This window comes from Arthrobacter sp. D1-29, assembly GCF_054130585.1.
The window spans coordinates 3,290,095-3,311,134 of record NZ_CP096383.1; the positions used below are offsets into that span (position 1 = coordinate 3,290,095).

Annotated in this window: 15 protein-coding genes and 2 tRNA genes; 5 read left to right on the top strand and 12 right to left on the bottom strand. The window is 63.4% G+C overall.

Translation table 11 applies throughout. The annotated features are described in order from the left end of the window. Nucleotides 1-1,638 precede the first annotated feature (1,638 nt). The 7 genes from M1E17_RS14825 to M1E17_RS14855 all read right to left on the bottom strand — a co-directional run bounded on the left by M1E17_RS14825 (nucleotide 1,639) and on the right by M1E17_RS14855 (nucleotide 8,739). Nucleotides 1,639-1,711 (bottom strand) — tRNA-Glu (locus tag M1E17_RS14825). A 130-nt stretch (nucleotides 1,712-1,841) separates the two neighbouring features. Beyond that, a tRNA-Gln gene (locus M1E17_RS14830) sits at nucleotides 1,842-1,913 on the bottom strand. Nucleotides 1,914-2,052: 139 nt separating this feature from the next. Continuing rightward, on the bottom strand, nucleotides 2,053-4,119 hold the full coding sequence (locus tag M1E17_RS14835; RefSeq protein WP_457962753.1) for a heparinase II/III domain-containing protein: 2,067 nt from the start codon (nucleotides 4,117-4,119) through the stop codon (nucleotides 2,053-2,055). Between the two features lie 667 nt (nucleotides 4,120-4,786). Next, the gene (locus tag M1E17_RS14840) at nucleotides 4,787-5,524 is read right to left on the bottom strand and encodes an HAD family hydrolase (protein WP_457962754.1); all 738 of its coding nucleotides are present in this window, start codon (nucleotides 5,522-5,524) and stop codon (nucleotides 4,787-4,789) included. Beyond that, the gene (gltX, locus tag M1E17_RS14845; protein ID WP_457962755.1) at nucleotides 5,524-7,059 is read right to left on the bottom strand and encodes a glutamate--tRNA ligase; all 1,536 of its coding nucleotides are present in this window, start codon (nucleotides 7,057-7,059) and stop codon (nucleotides 5,524-5,526) included. Before gltX ends, M1E17_RS14840 begins: the two co-directional genes overlap by 1 nt. 58 nt (nucleotides 7,060-7,117) lie before the next feature. Then, nucleotides 7,118-7,894: a fumarylacetoacetate hydrolase family protein gene (locus M1E17_RS14850; protein ID WP_457962756.1), complete on the bottom strand. Its 777-nt coding sequence runs from the start codon at nucleotides 7,892-7,894 to the stop codon at nucleotides 7,118-7,120. 41 nt (nucleotides 7,895-7,935) lie between these two features. After that, entirely contained in the window at nucleotides 7,936-8,739 is an 804-nt protein-coding gene (locus M1E17_RS14855) for an MBL fold metallo-hydrolase (protein ID WP_457962757.1), read from the bottom strand. A 113-nt stretch (nucleotides 8,740-8,852) separates the two neighbouring features. On the opposite strand from M1E17_RS14855, the gene M1E17_RS14860 reads away from it, so the two are divergent. Next, complete coding sequence (locus M1E17_RS14860) at nucleotides 8,853-9,452, top strand: hypothetical protein (RefSeq protein WP_457962758.1); 600 nt, start codon at nucleotides 8,853-8,855, stop codon at nucleotides 9,450-9,452. A 142-nt stretch (nucleotides 9,453-9,594) separates the two neighbouring features. Here M1E17_RS14860 and M1E17_RS14865 read toward each other — a convergent pair whose 3' ends face one another. Both M1E17_RS14865 and M1E17_RS14870 read right to left on the bottom strand, forming a co-directional pair. After that, the gene (locus M1E17_RS14865; RefSeq protein WP_457962759.1) at nucleotides 9,595-10,707 is read right to left on the bottom strand and encodes a branched-chain amino acid aminotransferase; all 1,113 of its coding nucleotides are present in this window, start codon (nucleotides 10,705-10,707) and stop codon (nucleotides 9,595-9,597) included. A 167-nt stretch (nucleotides 10,708-10,874) separates the two neighbouring features. After that, a complete protein-coding gene (locus M1E17_RS14870) occupies nucleotides 10,875-11,927 on the bottom strand; it encodes a 3-isopropylmalate dehydrogenase (protein WP_457962760.1) in 1,053 nt (350 codons plus the stop codon). A gap of 116 nt (nucleotides 11,928-12,043) precedes the next feature. Between M1E17_RS14870 and M1E17_RS14875 the strand changes: the two genes are divergently transcribed. The 4 genes from M1E17_RS14875 (at nucleotide 12,044) to M1E17_RS14890 (ending at nucleotide 17,439) form a co-directional block, all read left to right on the top strand. After that, a complete protein-coding gene (locus M1E17_RS14875) occupies nucleotides 12,044-13,225 on the top strand; it encodes a sensor histidine kinase (RefSeq protein WP_457962761.1) in 1,182 nt (393 codons plus the stop codon). A 2-nt stretch (nucleotides 13,226-13,227) separates the two neighbouring features. Then, on the top strand, nucleotides 13,228-13,962 hold the full coding sequence (locus tag M1E17_RS14880; protein ID WP_457962762.1) for a response regulator: 735 nt from the start codon (nucleotides 13,228-13,230) through the stop codon (nucleotides 13,960-13,962). A 131-nt stretch (nucleotides 13,963-14,093) separates the two neighbouring features. After that, nucleotides 14,094-14,873: an ABC transporter ATP-binding protein gene (locus M1E17_RS14885; RefSeq protein WP_457962763.1), complete on the top strand. Its 780-nt coding sequence runs from the start codon at nucleotides 14,094-14,096 to the stop codon at nucleotides 14,871-14,873. A gap of 1 nt (nucleotide 14,874) precedes the next feature. Beyond that, nucleotides 14,875-17,439 (top strand): ABC transporter permease, encoded by a 2,565-nt coding sequence (locus tag M1E17_RS14890; protein WP_457962764.1) that lies wholly within the window; start codon nucleotides 14,875-14,877, stop codon nucleotides 17,437-17,439. A 37-nt stretch (nucleotides 17,440-17,476) separates the two neighbouring features. Here the strand turns inward: M1E17_RS14890 and M1E17_RS14895 are convergent, their stop codons facing one another. The 3 genes from M1E17_RS14895 to metG form a co-directional block, all read right to left on the bottom strand. Further along, the gene (locus M1E17_RS14895; protein ID WP_457962765.1) at nucleotides 17,477-18,259 is read right to left on the bottom strand and encodes a class F sortase; all 783 of its coding nucleotides are present in this window, start codon (nucleotides 18,257-18,259) and stop codon (nucleotides 17,477-17,479) included. Nucleotides 18,260-18,384: 125 nt separating this feature from the next. Further along, a complete protein-coding gene (locus tag M1E17_RS14900; protein ID WP_457962766.1) occupies nucleotides 18,385-19,203 on the bottom strand; it encodes a hypothetical protein in 819 nt (272 codons plus the stop codon). Nucleotides 19,204-19,473: 270 nt separating this feature from the next. Then, nucleotides 19,474-21,033, bottom strand: coding sequence for a methionine--tRNA ligase (metG, locus tag M1E17_RS14905; RefSeq protein ID WP_457962767.1), 1,560 nt, complete (start codon nucleotides 21,031-21,033; stop codon nucleotides 19,474-19,476). Nucleotides 21,034-21,040 lie beyond the last annotated feature (7 nt).

Genomic DNA, 21,040 nt, shown 5'->3' on the forward strand with positions numbered 1-21,040 from the left:
CAGATGTCTCCGTCTTGAGTCGATACATGCGGTGCGGTCGAAAACTTATGTGCGATGTAAAATACCCGAGGGCGTGGCGCTTGTTCAGGAACCCGACTAAGAGTATTTTCTGACGGCACAATTTCAGTGCCAATCCTCCGGAGTCGCGCCGTGAAGTACAGATCAGGCTTGCCGTTCTCTATGAAAAGAACGGGGACGGATCGTTTCCGACTCCACGGGAGCAGACGGGAAATTGTATCTGCGGCTACGCCACCTGTTGCGTATTCAGCACCGAACCATGGACCGCTTTCAAATGCCGAACGATGGATGATGATCATTTTTGGCTGTCCATCGTCCACAGAATTGACCAAGCACGAGGGCATAAGCGGCATAAGGAGGTACGATTTCTCAAGTTCGTCATATAGTTCGTCGTGGACTATTGTGGCAATCTTCAACTGGGGATGGTGTGCCGTGGCCGACTTATACCCGATGCCGATGGTGTCCGCCAATTTGGTCTTGGAAAGATTCGGCGGAGGGGGCGTGGACGATCGACCGCGAGCGGCTAGAAGGCTGCTAATGTTCCCGATGCTCGGGTCGAGATCTACTCGCTTTGTGGTGCTCACGCTTCCCCTATCCAGACTTCGACTAATGCTCATACTCCATAGCATTATCGGTCATGATCCAGCTAATTGCTAAAATTCTGACAACTCGATGCCTGGGCTCGTAAGCGCATGGCAGGTGTGAGCCGCGAGTTGTCAAGGAATTTATTGCTGCTTGCCGCCTGTAAATTCTTCGTATTTGAATCGACAAAGATATTCATTGTGGAGAACAACGCGTCACTCCGTGCAAGTAAGCACCAACGACTCGGCCAAACCAGCCTTTCCATGTTCTCTGAAAACGTCCACAGAACAATGCATGGCCACCACCCGTCCAGACAGTGAACGGACGACCAACCCCGCAATCCTCGTCATACGCTCGACCAGGTCCCGCCCTTCTAGGGTAAGTGGGGTGGCTAAGCTTTTGACGCTTAGGTGGCTCGAATGTTACCTCTGTGACCTCCGAGGTTAGAAGCTGGTCCGGAAAAGGAGAAGAGCTGTTGGCAACCAGCGCTCCCTGTCCCTTCGCTGCGGGACGAGCCGTTCGGGAGGGTCCCGACGAGAGCCGGTGTACGGAACTGAACCGCTTTCTTGGTCAGCTTATCAAGAAGGGCAACCTAGAAGGGACACCCCGTCCGGCACACATGGCACGGTCGGGTAACGCGGCGCACGGCCGGTGCCAGAGCACCTTGCCCTGGGATCCCAGCGACGGAAGATGTCCATGACCAGATCCAGGCCGACGGGGTCGATGTGTGGTCAATGGTTAGACACCGAGCACACAGCAGCGTGAACCACACTTGTCACGCATGCCTGAACGGAACCCTCGTGTTCCGCGATAAGTGCTCTGGAACCGAACAGTCCAGCCCGAGTGCTGGCAGGAGGCCGCTACTGAGCGCCATCTCATCCTCGTCCAGCGCAACGCTGTTGGAACCCGCTCCGGCCGAAGCTTCACCTCTTCCTGCCCGTCCAATTCGCCACCCTCGAGACTTCTTCCGCGATCACCCGAATCTAAGGTGGCACCAAAGAAAAATGGCCCCGGGCTTAGCCCGGGACCATTCTGCTGTGACCCCAGCGGGATTCGAACCCGCGTTACCGCCGTGAGAGGGCAGCGTACTAGGCCGCTATACGATGGGGCCTCATACTTTCCTGAACAGCATTTCTACCATTCAGGCCAACTGAGTATTTCATACACTCAGCCTGTGTTTCAAATCGGAGTGACCGTCTTGAAACCTCTGATTTTCCGCAAAGTTCGCGGATTTTCCAGAGCTGGGATACCAGGACTCGAACCTAGAATGACGGTACCAGAAACCGTAGTGTTGCCAATTACACCATATCCCAATGGAACATTCGGGCCGGATCCGCAGGTCTAAACCAGCGCTCCCGGCGCCTCAGCACGAGTAACAACTTTACCCGAGACTTTTCCAGCGCACAAATCGGCAGGCGATTAGGTGGGTCACGCCAGAAGTCCCCGCGGCAGTCAGTACGCCGTTGTGGTCAGATCCAAACTGGTGACGCGGGGCATCGTGAGCTTAAGGACCGTCAATGCCCTGCCGTCCGTCGTGGTTCCCGACGCCGGTTCCGCGCTCAGCACAGCTCCCGTTGGAACTCCAGTCAGAGCGATGGTGATCGCCTGTCCATCCCGCCGCAACACGGCCCTGTTTGTTCCGAGACTGACAGTGGCATCAGTGACCCACTGCCAGGTGAAGTCTTTTGCCACGGAGGAACGAACCACATCTTTGATGATCATACTGGTGGGCCCATGAGCAACAGTTCGGGTTGCGGTTGACGTGCCCGGAAGCGCCTGTCGCAGATCCACCATCGCTGTAGTAGACGAGACCCTACGGACCGGAGCCGTCGCATTAGTGGGCTGATTCAGGTCCGTGTAGGCAATCGTGGAATGGGCCGAAGTGCTGGGATTCCAATAGGAAAGGCGTTGACTCTCAGAATAGTAGCCAGGAGTCAGCGGCGGCATCGGTCCGGGGTCAACAGCCCATTCAATGCCTTTCCTGAAAAATGAGATAGTACCCAGGTCCAGGTGTGCGTGGTTCGCCGCGTTTGAGCCACCCTTCAAGGTCGCCGTGCTGCCAACGACATGGAGCGCCGCAAGTCCGGTCTGTGGATAGACAGTTGACTGCTTGGCGGGAAGCGTCCCAGGTGGGATCCGCCACCACATCAGATATGCATCCGGCTTCTGCGCGAAGCGGCCAGCAACCCATGCCGCGACCGTAGAATCACCGCGCACCTTAGCGTCCCAAGCAGGCATCAGTCCACTGAGCTCCTTCGGTTCGGCATCCGCAAACGGACTCGGCCGGCCGTCCGGACCCGTGCTGTTCATCGCATAATGGGACACGCTCTCCAGAGACGGAAGGGTCACCGGCAGAGTGGCGTAAGCGTTAGGAAGCGTTGAATAGAGCACCGCGATCGCCCGGCTTTGGTACGTCCAGTACCCCGGCCCTTCCTGCGTGCCTCCGTCCGTGGTAATCATGCTCAGGGCCGGCTGGACGGACTTCAGGGATTCCTGCGCCAGGGAGGCCGCCAGCTCCGGCCAGGACTTCAAGAAGACCGCTGCAGCCGTGAAATTAGCAGCGTTGTGTATCGCCCCCAAGTTCGTGGGCCCTTTTACAAAAGTGTCGCGGTCCTCGTGCAGGCACGTCTGCGGTCCCAGCCACCGCACGAGGACCGTTTCGTCCAAGGCCGGCAGCTTCACCCAGTCAGCGGCGCTCGACGCTGCCAGCAACAGATGCGACGACGCCAAGGTACTCATTCCTTCCGGCCCGGCCAGCAGGATGCGCTGAGTGTCTGCTGCCAGCACATCCCGGGCTTTGCCATCACTTCCTGACAACCATCCGTACGCAAGTCTGGGAGTACGCACCACATAAGACGATCGCAGTTGCTCCAGGCTCATCTCAATTGCCGACTCGTTCACTGCGGCACGAAGGAGCTGCCTGTGAACTGCCCCGGTAGCTGTGTCCGCTGAAGCGCCAGCGAGGGAATCCCGCAAGATCTGCCGGTTCGTTGCGACCCCTGGACCGTCAGTGGGGAGCGCGGGCCTGAAGGCAGGCGGTGCCGCTGGTAATGCACAGCCACCAGCAAATCCGACCAGGCCCGATACCGTCGGAATGCTCCCAGTCCCCTGTTCCAAAGCTGCCACGTAGGTCGGAGACGCAAGTGCCGGAGCGGGCACAGCGTGCCCCACGGCTCCGAGTTGCCTGGATGTGTCCGCCGAAAGCTGTGTGCTGAAACCAGCGGTGCGGGCTTTTTGCGCCTCATACGTTGACGCCGTGATCTTCCCGGCCATCAGATCCCCGAGAGCAGTAGTTGCTACCTGCTGCTGCTTTCCGCGCAAGTCTTTCAGCAAAGTGAGCTGGTATCCGCCTTTCTTTACCGTTGCAGCACGGAGCACCTCAGCCTTCATCTTCGCGGCTACCGCATCCATTGAACTTTGCGTCGACGCCGCCGTCAGCTCGCCGCCCACAACTTTGAGCATCTCCAGCCCGGACGCAATAGCTCCCTTGATCACAAGCCCGTTGGCCCGGGCCAACATAGGAACATAGTCACGCGATGCAACATAATCCTGTGCCGCAGAATACTGGGCTTGCCGCAATAACGCCCTTTGCTCGCTTAGCGTGGCAGCCAATGCAGGCGGAGCCAGAAGGCTGCTCAGGATGATAATCAGGACGGTGCCCGCTGCCAGGCAGGATTTTAAGCCCAGGCTTGCAATCGTTCCGGCGGAAAGGAGGGCAACGCGTCGGCCGCCCCTTGCGGCCCTGCTCTTTCGCTGTTCGGTGGATGACTGCTCGTACATCGAGAACCCCCGGATACCAGTGCGGCTCAGGGTCAACGCTCATGCCAACCCAAGGACGGAAAGGCACAGGCATCCGGTCACAACAAGGAACGGCTCGTTGAGCATCGGGTCAATCAACGATGCTGAACGATTACGGTCGCTTGCTATAGCCCGCAGACAGGAAATGGCTGCGAAGACGCCTGCTTTTAATGCATCCCTAGGAATTTCGAGTCTATGAAGGCGCGCGTATTGAAACACGCGTGGTGACTACTCCAATTTGGCATGCCACATTTCGGGCTGGCGGGAGAACTACTCGCAAAAGCAGGAGCTGACACTTGCACGAGGGATCACGCTCTACTCGTGTTCTCAGTTCCCACCACTTGGGACTGGAACGGCCGTGCCCCAAGCGCAAAAACGCTGGTTGGATCTATCTCCTGATCTGTTCCAATGACGAGATCATGTCGCCTTCGAACCCCTGAGACGGTTCACCCACCCTGTTGAGCCAAACGCCCAGCAGACCGGCCGCCGTCGCCCCTTCGGCGTCGAGCAGCCGATTATCGCCGACAAATAACGTGTCCCCCGGTTCAACACCCAGGAGCCGCACGCCCTCGAGGTAAATCGCCGGCTGGGGTTTGGCTACACCGACGGTATCGGTGCCCACGAGCCTCGTGATGCGTTCCAGACCGGCGCCGTCCAGTTTGGCCCGCTGATAATCGTGCACGTTGTTGCTCACGGCTCCGTAGGGGATACCTGCCTCATCCAGGAGATCCAGCAGCGGCGCAACGTCGTCAAAGGCCCTGACGTAGCCCGGCTGCAACCGGGCGTACGCGCTCACCCACTGGTGCGCTTCCTCACCGTCAGCGAGTTCCACGCCGAAATGCCCCAGCGCGGCCCGTCCACGCAGCAGCCGCTGGTCATTGAAGGTCAGCTCCCCCGCCAGGTACCTGTCGTAGTAGTGCGTGGTTTCATGGGTGAAGATCCTGCCGAACCTCGCCCATCCGGCCTGGTCCAGGCCGGGAAGGAGGTGTTCGCTGACCTCGCGCAGTGCGGTGGTCATGGAGTATTCAAGGTCAACCAGGGTGTCATCGATGTCGAAGAGGACTCCCCGGATGGTACCGAAGCGTGTCGCCAAGACTCCCTGGGCGGCCGTATTGGTTGCGTTCATCAGCCGCGGAAGGAACGGAGCCGGGTCAGGGACGGGCCCTTGCCCAGGATGACCATGGACTCGAACAGCGGCGGGGAGATCCGGCGCCCTGAGACTGCTGTGCGGACGGGACCGAAGGCGAGCCGGGGCTTGATGCCGAGGTCCTCCACAAGTGCCTGCTTGAGGGCGGTCTGGATGTTTTCCGGCTGCCAGTCCTCGATCGGCTCCAGGGCGGCAATGGCGGCATCGAGGACCTCGGTGAGGTTCTCCGGCAGCCCCTTGCGGGCGTCGTCCGCGACGTCGATGGCGTCGTCGGCCTTGAAGAGGAACGCGAGCATCTCCGGCGCTTCCCCCAGGAGCGCGATCCGTTCCTGGACCAGCGGAGCGGCCTCCGAGAGGATATCCTCCTCGCGGTCCGTCAGGGTCTCCCCCACCAGGCCTGCCGCGCGCAGATAGGGAACCAGCCGGGCCCGGAAATCCTCGGGGGCGAGCATACGGATGTGCGTGCCGTTGATGGCCTCGGCCTTCTTGATGTCAAAGCGGGCAGGATTGGCCAGCACGTCATGGACATCGAAGTTCTCGATGAGCTGATCCACCGTGAAAATGTCTTCGTCGGCGGACAGGCTCCAGCCGAGCAGCGACAGGTAGTTCAGCAGCCCTTCCGGGATGAAGCCCCGGTCACGGAGCAGGAAGAGGTTGGACTGCGGATCGCGCTTGGACAGCTTCTTGTTGCCTTCGCCCATAACGTACGGAAGGTGGCCAAAGACCGGCATGTAGGTGGCGACGCCGATCTCCATCAGCGCGCGGATCAGGACAACCTGGCGCGGGGTGGAGGACAGCAGATCCTCGCCGCGCAGAACGTGAGTGATTCCCATCAGGGCGTCATCCACCGGGTTCACCAGGGTGTACAGCGGCGAGCCGTCTGCGCGGACGATCACGTAGTCGGGGATGCTGCCGGCTTTGAAGGTAATCTCGCCGCGGACAACGTCGTTGAACGTGACATCCTCATCAGGCATCCGCACGCGCAGCACCGGCTGCCGGCCCTCGGCCTTGAAGGCGGCCAGCTGCTCCGCCGTGAGTTCGCGGTCAAAGTTGTCATAGCCCAGCTTGGGGTCCCGGCCTGCGGCCCGGTGCCTGGCCTCCACTTCCTCCGGGGAGGAATAGCACTCGTAGGCATAGCCTGCATCCAGCAGCTTCGCGACGACGTCCTTGTACAGGTCCAGCCGCTGCGACTGGCGGTACGGTTCGTGCGGGCCGCCCACTTCCACGCCTTCTTCCCACGTGATGCCGAGCCACTTCAGCGCCTCGAGCAGCTGCTGGTAGCTCTCCTCCGAGTCGCGCGCAGCGTCCGTGTCCTCAATGCGGAACACAAAGGTGCCCTTGGTGTGCTTGGCGTAGGCCCAGTTGAAGAGGGCGGTACGGATCAGGCCAACGTGGGGGGTGCCTGTGGGCGACGGGCAGAACCGGACCCGGACAGGGGTATCGGCGGTAACTTCACCGGTGACTTCAGGGAGAGCGGAGCTGGAAACGGCGTCGGGCGCAGAAGGAGTAGTCATAGTGACTCCAACTTTACCGCCTGCCAGGCGGGCGGCCGGGCGCCCGAATCGCTTGCCCTTAGCGGCGGACCACGGGGTTGGAGAGGCGCCCGATGCCCTCGATTTCCACCTCGTAGCGGTCTCCGGCCTCAACCAGGCCCACACCGGCGGGTGTTCCGGTCATGATGACGTCCCCGGGCAGCAGCGTGAAGGCCTGCGACACGATGGATACCAGCTCACGGACGCCGCGGATCATCTGGCTGGTGCTCCCGTCCTGGCGGAGCTCCCCGTTCAGCCTGCCCTGGATCTGGAGGTCCTCGGTGTCCAGCTCCGTTTCGATCCACGGCCCCAGCGGTGCTGAGGTGTCAAAGCCCTTGGCCCTGGCCCACTGCAGATCTGTTTTCTGCACGTCCCGGGCGGTGAGGTCATTGCCGCAGGTGTAGCCGAAGATGACGTCATCCACCCGTTCCTCCGGAACGTCCTTGCAGATGCGGCCGATGACCACACACAGTTCGGCCTCGAAGGAGACCTCCTCGGAAAATTCAGGCAGCACGATGGGGTCGTTCGGGCCCACCACTGAAGTGTTCGGCTTCAGGAACAGCAACGGCTGGGCGGGTACCTCGTTGCCCAGCTCGCGGGCGTGCTCCACGAAGTTCCGGCCGACGCCGATGACCTTGCTGCGGGGAATGATCGGAGCGAGGAGCCGCACGTCTTCCAGCTTGTGGCGGACAGCGGTGCGCTCCACTCCGTTGAAGAAGGGGTCGCCGTTGATGACAGTGATTTCTTCACTGCCGGGCTGGCCTTCAACCACGCCGTAGAGGGGATCAGAATCGACTACAAACCGGGCAATACGCATGGTTCCTACCCTACAGTCTTGGGGCGGCGCGCTCCGGCGGGTCACAGGAGCCCGGATTCTCCCCGCAGGTAGTCCAGCTGCGCCGCAACGGACATTTCCGCTGCCCGCCGGACGGACGGTTCGACGTCGGAATACACCGCGTCGGTCACGGCACCGACGGCGGCGTCCCGGCCCAGCCGGTCCAATGCGGCGCGGATCTGCGCCAGCCGTTCCTGGCGGTGGTCACGGTAAGCGCGGGTGATCGTTTCGAGGGAAGAAAGGACGGGGCCGTGGGCGGGAAGGACCGCGGCTGCCCCCAGCGCCTCCAGCCTGTCCAGTGAGGCAAGATAGTCTCCCAGCGTTCCGTCGGGGTAGTCCAGCATAGTGGTGCCGCGGCCCAGGATGGTGTCGCCGGTCAGCACACTACCGTTTGGGCCGTCCTCCGGGAGCTGGAAACACACAGAATCTGAGGTGTGGCCGGGCGTGGCCAGGACCCGGATATCCAGCCCGGCCGCCCGGATGGCCTCACCGTCCTGCAGCGGCAGCCCACCGCCGTGGCAATGCCGCGGGTCTGCCGCCCGAACAGGGGCGCCCGTCAGTTCAGACAACCGCGCCGAGCCGGCCGTGTGATCGGCGTGCCGGTGGGTGACCAGGACGAGTTCAACGGGTCCGGCGGCGGCCAGCGCCAGAAGATGGGCTTCATCTGCCGGCCCGGGATCCACGACGACCGCGCCGGCCTGGCCCGCCGCGCGTAAGACGTAGGAGTTGGTTCCCTCCAGGCTCATGGGTCCCGGATTGGGGGCCAGGATGAACCGCGTCAGGGCTGAGCTGCGCTGCAGGATAGGGCCGGAAGCTGAAGTCACCATCCCATCTTTGCATCCTCCCCGCACAGCCACCCCCGGAATAGAACCACGCACAGGCAGGGTTGACCACCAGTGAAGACCACACGAACTCCAGCAGGAAGCCGGACCCGGACACCATGAGCGACACAACCCCCACCCTTGCAGATCTCCTCGCCGAAGCTGACTCGGCCGGCCATGACCACGCTGCGACGGAGAAGAGCAGCGGCCTGCAGCACATCCACAACCACGCGACCGGCGCCGTTGTGTGGTTCCCCACGTGGCGGAAGTTCCGCGAGACCTCCGATTGGCGCGAGGATGTGGATGCCTTCGCCGCGGACCTCAGGTCGGGTTCACAGTTGGTGGAAGAAGTGGCAGCCCGCTCCGTGGCCGAAGAGCTGGAGTCACTCCTGAAGCGCGCAGCTGCAGCGAATGATGCGAATGTCTTTGTCCAGGAAAACCTGACCAGGCATCTGACCCGGACCTGGGCCATTGCCGACGCTGTCGCCGAGGTAACAGGGAAAGATCTGCCCACCGGCAACACCACGCCGACCGTTTTTGCTGATTACCCGTATGACGTCTACGCACAGGACGGCGGCGCCTTTGCCACCACGCTGTGGAATGACATTATCGATGCCCGCCGCAACAGTGTCCTGGCCGAAGAAGCGGCACGGAAGGCGTTGAAACCCGTTTCCCGGAAGGCAATGAAAAATGCCGCCCGGAAGGCCGCCCGGCGCTGACCGGCCGGCGTTTGCCCCTGAAACCAAAGGGACCAAAGGGATCAAAGGGACCACAGCACGACGGCGGCCGCCCAGCACTGCTGCCCGTCTTGGAGCAAGTGCCGGCCAACCGCCGTCGTAATTCTTGGGGTGAAAAGCCCGCCTAAGCCAGGCGCGTCAGCCAGCCGTGAGTGTCGGGAACCGTGCCTGTCTGGATGCCCAGGAGTTGCTCGCGGATGACCATGGTGGTCTCCCCTGCCTTGGCGTCCTCTGAACCGATGAACTCGGTGTCGTCCTTCAGCACCCCGATGGGAGTGATGACAGCTGCCGTACCGCATGCGAAGACCTCGGCGATCTCACCGCTTGCCACACCATCGCGCCATTCATCCAGCGTGATCTTGCGCTCGGTGACTTCCCGGCCCATGTCCTTGGCCACCTGGATGACTGACATGCGGGTGATGCCTTCCAGGATGGTTCCGGTCAGGGCCGGCGTCACGAGGGAGCCGTCCTTCAGCACGAAGAAAACGTTCATGCCGCCAAGTTCCTCGATGGCATTGTCATTGAACTGGTCCAGGAAGAGGACCTGCTTGCAGCCGTTGGCCTCGGCCTGCTGCTGTGCGATGAGGGAAGCCGCGTAGTTGCCGCCGCATTTGGCGTCACCGGTGCCGCCCCGTCCGGCGCGGGCATACTCGCGGGAGATCCAGATGGAGACAGGCTTCAGTTCCCGGCCGAAGTAGTTGCCCGCAGGGGAAGCGATCACCCGGAAGGAGACTTCGCGGGCCGCACGTACACCCAGGAAGGCTTCGGTGGCGATCATGAACGGACGCAGGTAGAGGGCCTCGCCGTCACCGGAGGGGACCCATTCCTTGTCGGCCGCCACCAGCTCCCGGATGGCTCCCAGGAAGTAATCCGCGGGCAGTTCCGGAAGGGCAAGCCTGCGGGCGGATTTGTTCAGGCGTGCCGCGTTGGCTTCCGGGCGGAAGGTCCAGACGGAGCCGTCGGCATGCCGGTAGGCCTTGAGCCCCTCGAAGATTTCCTGGCCGTAGTGGAACACAGCAGCCGACGGGTCCAGGGAGATCGGGCCATACGCCTCGATGCGTGGGTTGTGCCAGCCGCCGTTGCCGTCCGCGTCCACGCTGTAGTCGACGATGGCGGTGTGGTCGGTGAAGTAATCGCCAAATCCCGGGTTGGCCAGGATGGCATTACGCTCTTCAGCGGACTTCGGGGTTGCCGAGAGCTGCTGGGTGAATTCGACGCCAGGGGCAGTCTGAGTCATGGTTCCTCCACGATCGGCCGCCTGTGGAAGTGGTTCAGCGTTGAACCACAGGCAGCATTTGGTGATTCGAAACTAGCTTACGCCGCCGCGCAGGGCCGCAAACGCACAGCCCCAGGTGCTGGGCACCAAGCGCCCAGCCTCAAGCGCAGCGCCCGGCCGTGCCGTTACTAGAGGGCTGCCGTGATGGCATCCCCGACGGCGCTGGTACTGCGGGCGCCGCCGTCGCGGTTTTCGACGTCGGCAGTGACGGCAGCTTCAATTTTCCGCGCCGCCGCAGTGTAGCCAAGGTGGTCCAGCAGGAGCGCAGCCGAGAGGATCGCGGCTGTGGGATCCGCCTTCTGCTGTCCCGCGATATCCGGGGCGGAGCCGTGGACCGGTTCGAACATGGACGGAGCGGTGCGGTCCATGTTGATGTTGCCCGACGCGGCCAGCCCGATGCCGCCGGTGACGGCAGCGGCGAGGTCCGTCAGGATATCGCCGAAGAGGTTGTCGGTGACAATGACGTCAAAGCGCGAGGGGTTGGTAACCATAAAAATGGTCGCGGCATCAACATGCAGGTAATCGTGGGTGACCTCAGGGAAGTCCTGCGCTACGGCCTCAACAGTGCGCTTCCACAGGTGGCCCGCATAGACAAGCACATTGTGCTTGTGGACCAGGGTGACATGCTTTCGCTCACGGGCGCTGGCTCGCCGGAAGGCATCGCGGACAAGCCGCTCAACTCCGTGGGCGGTGTTGAGCGAGACCTCGGTGGCTACTTCATGGGGAGTGCCGGCGCGCAGCGTACCTCCGTTGCCGACGTAGGGGCCCTCGGTCCCCTCACGCACCACAATAAAATCGATGACGCCCGGGTTGGCCAGCGGGCTTCCCACCGTGCCGAAGAGCTTGGATGGCCGGAGGTTGACGTAGTGGTCCAGGCTAAAGCGCAGCTTGAGGAGCATCTCGCGTTCGATGATGCCGGACGGAATCCTGGTGTCACCGGGAGCGGCACCCACTGCGCCGAAGAGAATGGCATCCCTGGTGCGGAGGTCGGCAAGGACTTCATCCGGCAGCGTTTCACCCGTGGCCAGCCAGTGCTCGGCGCCCAGCTTGTAGTGGGTCTGCCGGAGGGCCACGCCCTCTGCGGCCACGGCCTTTTCGAGGACCTTCAGTGCCTCGGCAATGACCTCGGGGCCGATGCCGTCACCCGGGATGACAGCCAGATCAATAGTGGATGCGCTCATGTATTTTAGGGTAGCCAAGTCATCCACATTCTGGTCAAGCTGTCTCACGATACGAACGGCACTGGGTCAGACCACGGTATGACGCCGGAACGCTGCCAAGGAAATAGAGTTTCAGCGTGGATAAACGTCACGCCCTCTACAGCTGGATCCGCAGCAACCCCTGGAAAATGGACCTTGTGGCCACGGGGCTGCTGTTTGTGGCCTTTGGGCCGGTGTACCTCCTCGCGGGCCGCCTGGAACTCTTTGTGCTCTCCTGCGCGCTCCTGGTCCCGTTGGCCTGGCGCCGCGTCCGGCCGGCGGCTGCCGCTGCAGCCATCGCTTCGGTGTGCCTGGTGCAATGGGGCCTGGCCATCGAGCCGGTAGTGGGCCAGTTGGCCGTGCCGCTCATTATCTACGCCGTTGCCGCCTACGGGTCTCCGTGGGCCAGCCGGTCCGTGCTGATTCTGGGGCTTGTGGGCGGGGTGCTGCTGACCACCCGCTACTTCACCGGCCCGGCGGAATCCGGTGTGCTGGGGCTGACCACCGGGGCTGTCTACACGGTCCTCACCTGGTTGCTGGTTCTGTTCAGCTGGACGCTGGGTGACCTCACCAGGGTCAGGCGCCTCCAGCTGCAGACCCTGTCCGACCGGGCCCGGCGGCTGGAAGTCGAGCACCAGCAGGAAAGGTCCCTGGCGGCAGCTGACGAACGTTCCCACATTGCCCGCGAGATGCATGACATCGTGGCCCATTCACTCTCCGTGATCATCACGCAGGCCGACGGTGCACGGTACGCGGCTGCAGCCAGCCCGGAACTGGCTCCCCAGGCGCTGGAAACCATCGCCGCCGCGGGACGCAGCTCCCTGGCAGAGATGCGCAGGCTCCTGGGCGTCCTCCGGCGCGAGGATATGGCCTCCACCCGCCCCCTGCCGGGCCTGAATGACCTGGACGAGCTGTTTCTCAGTTTCCGGGCCGCCAGCCTGCAGCTGCGGTTTGAAGAGGCCGGGACAGCCCGGCGGCTGCTCCCGCCGGGAGCCGAGCTCACCGCCTATCGCGTCTTCCAGGAAGCCCTGACCAATGTGCTCAAGCACGCCGGGCCGCAGGCCCGGGCAAGGGCCACCATCGAGTGGCAGCCCCGTGGGCTCCGGATTGGCGTGCACGACGACGGCAGGGGCGCCAGCGCGGATCCCGTCCAGGGCGGGGGCAATGGGCTTCGTGGCATGGCCGAGCGCATCAGGCTTTACGATGGTTCGTTGACGGCCGGACCGGCCAGCGGCGGGGGCTTCCAGGTCTCGGCTTTTATCCCCTATACGGAAGCCTGAGCATGAGAACGCCAACAGTGGAACAGATCCGGGCAATTGAAACCATCAGGGTGGCCCTGGTGGACGACCAAAGGCTGGTCCGCTCCGGCTTCGGAATGCTGATCAACTCCCAGCCGGACCTTGACGTGGTGGTTGAGGCGGGAAACGGGCTCGAGGCCATCCAGGCGTTGAACGGAACCTCCGCCGACGTGGTGCTGATGGACGTCAGGATGCCCGGCATGGACGGGATCGAAGCCACCACGCGGCTGTTGGAGAGCGCCGCTGCCGCCCCTGCCGGCTCCCGCCGCGCTGACATCAAAATCATCGTGCTGACCACTTTCGACCTGGACGAATACGCCTTGGCTGCCATCCAGGCCGGTGCCAGTGGATTCCTCCTCAAGGATGCCCCGCCGGAGGAGCTGCTGGAGGCCATCCGCACCGTACACCGCGGTGATGCCGTGATCGCCCCCTCCACCACCAGGCGGCTCCTGGACCACGTCGCTCCGCTGCTTCGTGCCCAGGCTCCGGCCAGGCAGGAACACAGCGACGCCGTCGGACGCCTGACTGCCCGCGAGCGCCAAGTCTTCGAACTGATCGCCCAGGGTTGGTCCAATCCCGAGATCGCGGCCGGCCTGTTCGTGTCCGAGGCAACGGTGAAGACCCATGTAGGGCACATCCTGGCCAAGCTTGGCGCGCGGGACAGGGTGCACGCCGTAGTCATCGCCTACGAAACGGGCGTGGTTTCGCCCGGCACCTGACGGTCAGGGAAGGACGGGGGTAAGGATGACGCCCGGACCCGCCATCTCAAACCCCGGTATGAGGAGGCTGCCCGCCGGAACCATCCCGGGGCGCGATCCGGGCTAAAGTGCCGGAAACATAGCGTGGACCCATGACAACTTCGGTACACCATCAGCACTCCCCGGATGACCGCAGCGCGGCTGCCGGGAACCTCGCCGTCCAGGCGACGTCACTGACCAAAAGTTATGGGCGGGGCGATACCCGCGTCACAGCGCTCAGGGACTTCAGCGTCGCCTTCGAGACCGGCCGCTTCACAGCCATCATGGGCCCCTCCGGCTCCGGCAAATCCACGTTGATGCACTGCCTGGCCGGTCTCGATTCCGCAGATTCAGGACGCATCCTGGTTGGCGGAACGGAGATCACCTCTCTCTCGGACAAACAGCTGACCGCACTCCGGCGCGAGCGCATTGGATTTGTGTTCCAGGCATTCAACCTGGTGCCCACACTGACGGCTGAACAGAACATCACCCTGCCGCTCGCCCTGGCGGGCACGAAGACTGACGCTGACTGGTTCGGCTTCATCGTGGCCACGCTGGGCCTCAAGGACCGCCTCAAACACCGCCCCCATGAGCTGTCCGGCGGACAGCAGCAGCGGGTGGCAGTGGCCAGGGCATTGCTGACCCGGCCCGACGTCATCTTCGGCGATGAGCCCACGGGCAACCTGGACTCCACCTCCGGCGGCGAGGTCCTCTCCTTACTGCGCCGGAGCAGTCAGGAGATGGGCCAGACCATCATCATGGTGACCCACGATCCCGTTGCCGCCAGCTATGCGGACCGTGTGGTGCTGATGAGCGACGGAAACCTCGTGGGCGAAATCATGGACCCCAGCGTTGATTCCGTGCTGGCCGCCCTCGGCAAGCTGGGAGGCTAGGGTGCTGCAGGTTGCCCTGTCCCAATTCCGGGTCCACAGCCGCCGGTTCATCGCAGTGGGGCTCGCCGTGATGCTGTCTGTGGCCTTCCTGGCGACCACGCTGATGGTGAGCGCCAGCACTCAGGCGTCGCTGGAAGCCAGCCTTGGCGAGGCCTACAGCAGGGCCGGCATTATCGCCACGCCTGCCGGGCAGGCCTTCGACGAGGCCGCCCTTAAAGCAGTGGCCGCAACCCCGGGAATTAAGGAAGTTTACGGACAGCAGTCCGCTGCCACCGTCTTTGGCGTCCGCGGCGAGCAGGTTTTCGGCAGGGTACGGAACCTGGCACCGGCAGGACTGGAACCATCCAGCATGGAGAGCGGGACGGTGCCGGCGCACCCCGGCGAGGTGGCGCTCGATGCCACGACGGCGGCCCGCTATGGGCTCTCAGCCGGAGACTCCCTGACGATCGCTTCCAGCGACGGCGGCACAAGCGTCACCATGACCGTTTCCGGGGTCATGGGCAGCAGTAATGACCCATTCGCCGCCGCCGTCCCGCAGCTCCTGGCCCTGGCTCCGGCGGTCAGTGCCCTGGCCGGCCAGGGCACCGGTTCATCCCTCGCGGGCGGATACGAGAGCATTCAGGTGGCCCTGGCCCCGGGGACGGATGGCGCCAAGGCCAAGCAGGACCTTGCGGCCGCGTTGTCGGAGTCTGGAGCCGGGAATGCTTACCTGAGGACGTCCACCGAGCAGGTGACAAGCCAGGTGGCCCTGATGACGGGGGGCCGGGATGAGCTCACCATCGTCCTGCTGGCCTTTGCCGGCGTGGCGCTGGTGGTGTCGGGGCTGGTCGTGTCGAACACCTTTCCAGTGCTTGTGGCCCAGCGAACCCGCGAACTTGCCTTGTTGCGGTGCCTGGGCGCTGGACGGAGCCAGGTCCGGAACTCGGTCCTGGCTGAGGCGCTGGTGGTTGGACTGGCTTCGTCGGTGCTCGGCGTCCTGGCCGGAACCGGCCTTATGGCGGCGCTCATCGGCTGGGCCAGGACCCAGCCGGACATGACGTTCACCACCCTCGCCGTACCGCCGTCGGCCCTTGCTGCGGGACTGGCAGTGGGGACGTTGCTCACGGTCATTGCTGCGCTGGTGCCCGCGCGGGCAGCTACCGCGGTGGCACCGCTGGCAGCGCTGCGCCCGTCGGACGACGCCAGCATCGGCAATGCCAAGGGCCGGCTCCGGCTGGTCCTGGGCCTCCTGGCTCTGGTGGCGGGTGTTCCACTGCTGGTGGTGGGCGCCCTGGGCGTGCAGTTGGTCATCGCGTTTGCCGGGGGCATGATCTCTTTCATCGGTGTGCTGCTGTGCTCCACGCTGTTCATTCCTCGGCTGGTAGCCCTGTTCGGAAAGCTCGCGGCGCCGGCCGGAGTGCCCGGAAGGCTGGCAGCGGTCAACGCCCTCAGAAACCCGGCGCGCACGTCCGTCACTGCCGCAGCCCTCCTGATCGGTGTCACCTTGGTGGCGCTGATGATGACAGGTGCCTCCACCGCCCGGCTGGCTTTCGACGACGCATTGGCGCAAAACTACCCGGTGGACATGGGCGTGATGGCCGGAACGCCTGGAGGGTCCGGGGCGTTGGGGGTTTCCGCGAAGGCGGATGTTACAGGAGTGCCGGAGGTTCCCGGGCTTGCCCAGGAATCCGTCCTGACAAAGGAGCAACGCCAGGCCGTACTGCAGATCGGCGGCGTGTCGGCGGCTGTCCTGGTTCCCATCAGTGGCCACGTTGATTTGGCCGGGGTGAACACCCCTGTCTTTGCCCTTACCGCGGCTGAAGCGCGGGAGGTGCTGCGGGACGATGCACTCAGGCTGGAACCGGGGAAAATCTATCTCCCGGAGGGGTCGGCTTCAGGTGCTGCCACCGTCAGTGGAAATGCCGGCGTACGTGAGCTGGATGCCGTGGTCCTGAAGACGCGGAACATGCCCCCGCTGGTCAGCAGTGAAACCGCGCAGTCCCTGGGTGTTCCTGCCGAAGGTGCCGCTTTGTGGGTCCGCCTTGCTGACGGGCCCCGCGGAGCCCAGCTGTCAGCCGACCAAATTCATGACATCCAGCGCTCGATCGCCGACGTACTGGACGTCGGGGAAAGCGCAGTCAGCGGCGCCGCGATTGAGCGTGTCGCTTTCAACGATGTCATTGACGTGCTGTTGCTGGTTGTCACGGGACTGCTGGGAGTGGCAGTACTGATTGCCCTGATAGGAGTGGCCAATACGCTGTCCCTGTCTGTCCTGGAACGGACGCAGGAGAACTCCCTCCTGCGTGCCCTTGGCCTGACCAGGGGCCAGCTCCGAGGCATGCTTGCGCTGGAGGCAGTCCTGGTGGCCGGGGTTGCGGCGTTGCTGGGGGCAGCGCTGGGAAGCATCTACGGCTGGCTGGGCGCGAAGTCCGCGCTGGGAAGCCTCGCTGAGGTGACACCCTCAATTCCCTGGCTGCAGCTCCTGGGCGTCCTGGCGGTAGCCATCCTGGCCGGACTGTTGGCCTCGGTGGTGCCGGCCAGGCGCGCGGCCCGGCTCTCGCCGGTGGAAGGGCTGGCAACGAGCTAAGTCCCCAACCCCGGCCCCGGACTTCTGCACATCAAACTCATCCGACGGGAGAAGCCACAACAACAACGTTGGTGCCCCACAGGTCATCGGTGTAACAGGAAATCAGCACCAGCCGGTGGGGCGCCACGTCCCACACGGGACTGTCCTTGAGGCCGTCCTTAACGTACGTGGTGACCTCATCCACCTGGTACATCACCTCGCCCGTGGAGGTGGCCACCGTCAACCGGTCCCCCGCCGCCGCCATGGTGCTGAGCCTGTTGAAGGGTGCCTCCCTGTCCGCCCAGCTGTGGCCGACGATGTAGGTGGTGTTGACGGACCCCTCCCCCGGCATGCCAAACGGCGTCAGCCAGTACCCGTCGATCGTGGAAGGCGGAATGATGGTCCTGGTAGCAACGTCCGCGCCATTTGGATCCAAGGGATGAACGGCCACATCAATCCCTGCCGCCGCGTAGACCAGCCGTTGCGGCGGGGCCGCGGCGGGACCAGCCGGGATGGGCGCCACCGGCGGATTGGCAGGCACCGGGTTGGAAGGGGCCGGACCGGAGGCAGTGGGGCTTTCTGTCCATTGGCCCGCGGCTGGGGCTGATGCCGGCGCCGGGTCAGTGGCCGGGTCAGTTCCGCCTCCGCCGCCGGCCAGAAGGGGGATGAGGGCCACCACCAGGTAACCCAGGACACCGCACAGCACCACAAAGATCATCGCCCGGCGCCAACGGCCGCTGCGTGCAGCTGTCGACGTTTGCGCGGCAGGCGGAACAGTGGCCGACGGAACTGTGGCGGGTGGATCCCCGTTGGAAATTCCAGCCTGGTGATCAGTATCCATGGGTTCCTCGCGAAGGGGCCGGACATAGCGAACGAGAAGCGACGAAGAGCAGGCGCCGTGCACCTTCCGGGCACGGCGCCTGTCGGTGTGTCATCCGACGCCGTCTGGGGCGTCAGCGGGTGCCGTCACTTCTGGCGCTGGCCTCCCGAGCCTGCACTGATGGCCAGTTTCCTGTGAACTGCCACGCCGGCAGCAGCGAGCAACATCGCCACGACGCCGCCCAACCATGGGGCGAGGGCAGTGTCCGGTGAGCCTGTCACGGCAGTCTGGACGTTGAACCCCTGGTTAGTCGCCACTGCTCCTGCTCCGGCGGGCTGTCCGGCTGCCGCCCCGCGGGGAACAACGGCACCTGGCACCACCGTTTTGCCTGCCGGAGGCACCACCTCAGGAACAACAGGCCGCTTGACGGGAACACAGCCGTTGTTGAACGTTGCCTGCCCTTCAGCGGTCCAGTTCTGTCCACCAGGAACAATGTTGCCGCTGTTCGGCGGGATGATGTCCTCACCGTTCTGGTGCCCCGCGCCTGCGTGTCCATTCAGGCCGTTCAGGGAGATGGTGATGACCACAAACGGATTGGACGCCGAGCCGGTGGCGTGGCAGATGGTGATCTTGTGGTCGCCATTGCCTTTGGGCGGTGTGACCGCTCCCCCCGGTTTCACGCAACCCGCGTTCCACCAATCCACCTTGTGAAGGTTCTGGCCGCCAGGCAGGACGCTCCCGGAGTTGGCGGGGATGATGTCCTCGCTGTGCTGGTGGCCCACGTGCCCGTTAAGTCCGCTGAGGCTGATGGTTATCGGCACGTAGGGGTTCGTCGCTGACCCGGTGGCGTGGCAGATGGTGATCTTGGCTCCACCATCCTTGGTGTCATCCGACGCGGTTGCCGGTGCGGTGGCGCCCAGCAATGCAAGGCCTGTGACTCCTAGTGCGGCAAGGATCCGTTTCATTTCCGTCTCCGTCCATTGTCTGGTCGAACTGATCAGACACGGGGAAAACGGCGACCGCCCCTTGATGACGGGTCAAACAGCAAACAGACGGCATCGGGGCGACGGTTCTCCCAGATGTGAATCATCAGTTCGCTTACAGATCTAGGCTACGGACCTGCATACTTGCCCGTCTCCAGTACTCAGTACCCGCTTTGGCGGACGGACGCTACTTGGTGGGGCCGTTCCAGTACCTGTTTCGGGCCGGGCCAGGTAGCCCGGCCCGAAGGTACTCTAGGCCTCGGCAGGTTCCTCGTACTTGGGGAAGACGGGGGCCGGCGCCGGCAATGCGGTCCCTGCGGCAATCGGTGTGGTGAGCGCAGCAAACTGCCGGGCCTGGCCTTCCCGCTGGCCAAGGGTGTCCAGGAGTTTTGCGGTTGCGGTGGGCATCACCGGCTGGGCAAGGATGGCCACGATCCGCAGCACCTCCAGCGTGACGTACAGGACGGTGTTCATCCGTTCGACGTCGGTCTTCCGCAGCACCCATGGCGCCTGGTCTGCAAAGTAGGCGTTGGTATCCCCCAGTACGCCCCAGATCGCTTCGAGGGCGCGGCTGAATTCCTGCTTTTCGAAAGCGGTCCGCGCGGTCTCAAGAAGCCCGTTGGCCTGGTCCAGCAGAGCGGAGTCCGCGGCGGAGAAATCCCCCGGTGCCGGAACAACGCCTGCACAGTTCTTGGCGACCATGGACAGCGAACGCTGGGCCAGGTTGCCGAAGTTGTTGGCCAGGTCCGAGTTCATGCGTCCCACAATGGCCTCGTGGTTGTAGCTGCCGTCGGCACCAAACGGAACTTCACGAAGGAAGAAGAACCGCACCTGGTCAAGGCCGTACTGGGCCACAAAGTCCGCGGGGGCCACCACGTTGCCCAGCGACTTGGACATCTTGACGCCATTGTTGTGCAGGAAGCCATGGATCATTACGCGCTTGGGCAGTTCCAGTCCGGCACTCATCAGGAAAGCCGGCCAGTAGATGGCGTGGAAGCGGGAAATATCCTTGCCGATGATGTGGACGTCGGCAGGCCAGAACTTGCGGAATGAAGCCGAATCCACGTCCGGGTAGCCAACCCCCGTGAGGTAGTTCGTCAGTGCATCAACCCAGACGTACATCACGTGCTTGGGATTGCCGGGAACCGGAACACCCCAGTCAAAGGTGGTGCGGCTGATGGAGAGGTCCTCCAGGCCACGCCTGACGAAGCTGATGACCTCGTTGAACCGGGACTGCGGGGCACCGAATTCCGGCTGTGCCTCATAGAGGGCAAGGAGCCGGTCCTGGTACTGGGACAGCCTGAAGAAGTAGCTCTCCTCGGCAGTCCAGGTCACCTCGGTGTCCGTCTCCTTGGAGTAACGTACGCCGTCGTCCTTAACCAGCGTGTCGTCCTCGACGTAGAAGGCTTCATCCCGGACGGAATACCAGCCTTCGTACTTCGACAGATAGATATCGCCGTTGGCTTCCAGCTTTTTCCAAATGGCCTGCGATGCCGCGTAGTGGTCAGCGTCCGTGGTGCGGATGAACCGGTTGTACGTGATTCCCAGGGCGGAATGCGCAGCCTTGTAGACCTCAGCATTGCGGTCCACCAGCTCCTTGGGGCTGATGCCTTCCTTTTCGGCTGTCTGGGCAATCTTCATGCCGTGCTCGTCCGTGCCGGTCAGGAACATCACGTCATAGCCGTCCAGCCGCTTGAAGCGCGCCATGGCATCAGTGGCGATGTACTCATACGCATGCCCGATGTGCGGCACACCGTTCGGGTAGGTGATGGCCGTGGTGATGTAGAACGGAGGTTTTTCTGTTGCAGTCACGAGCGGA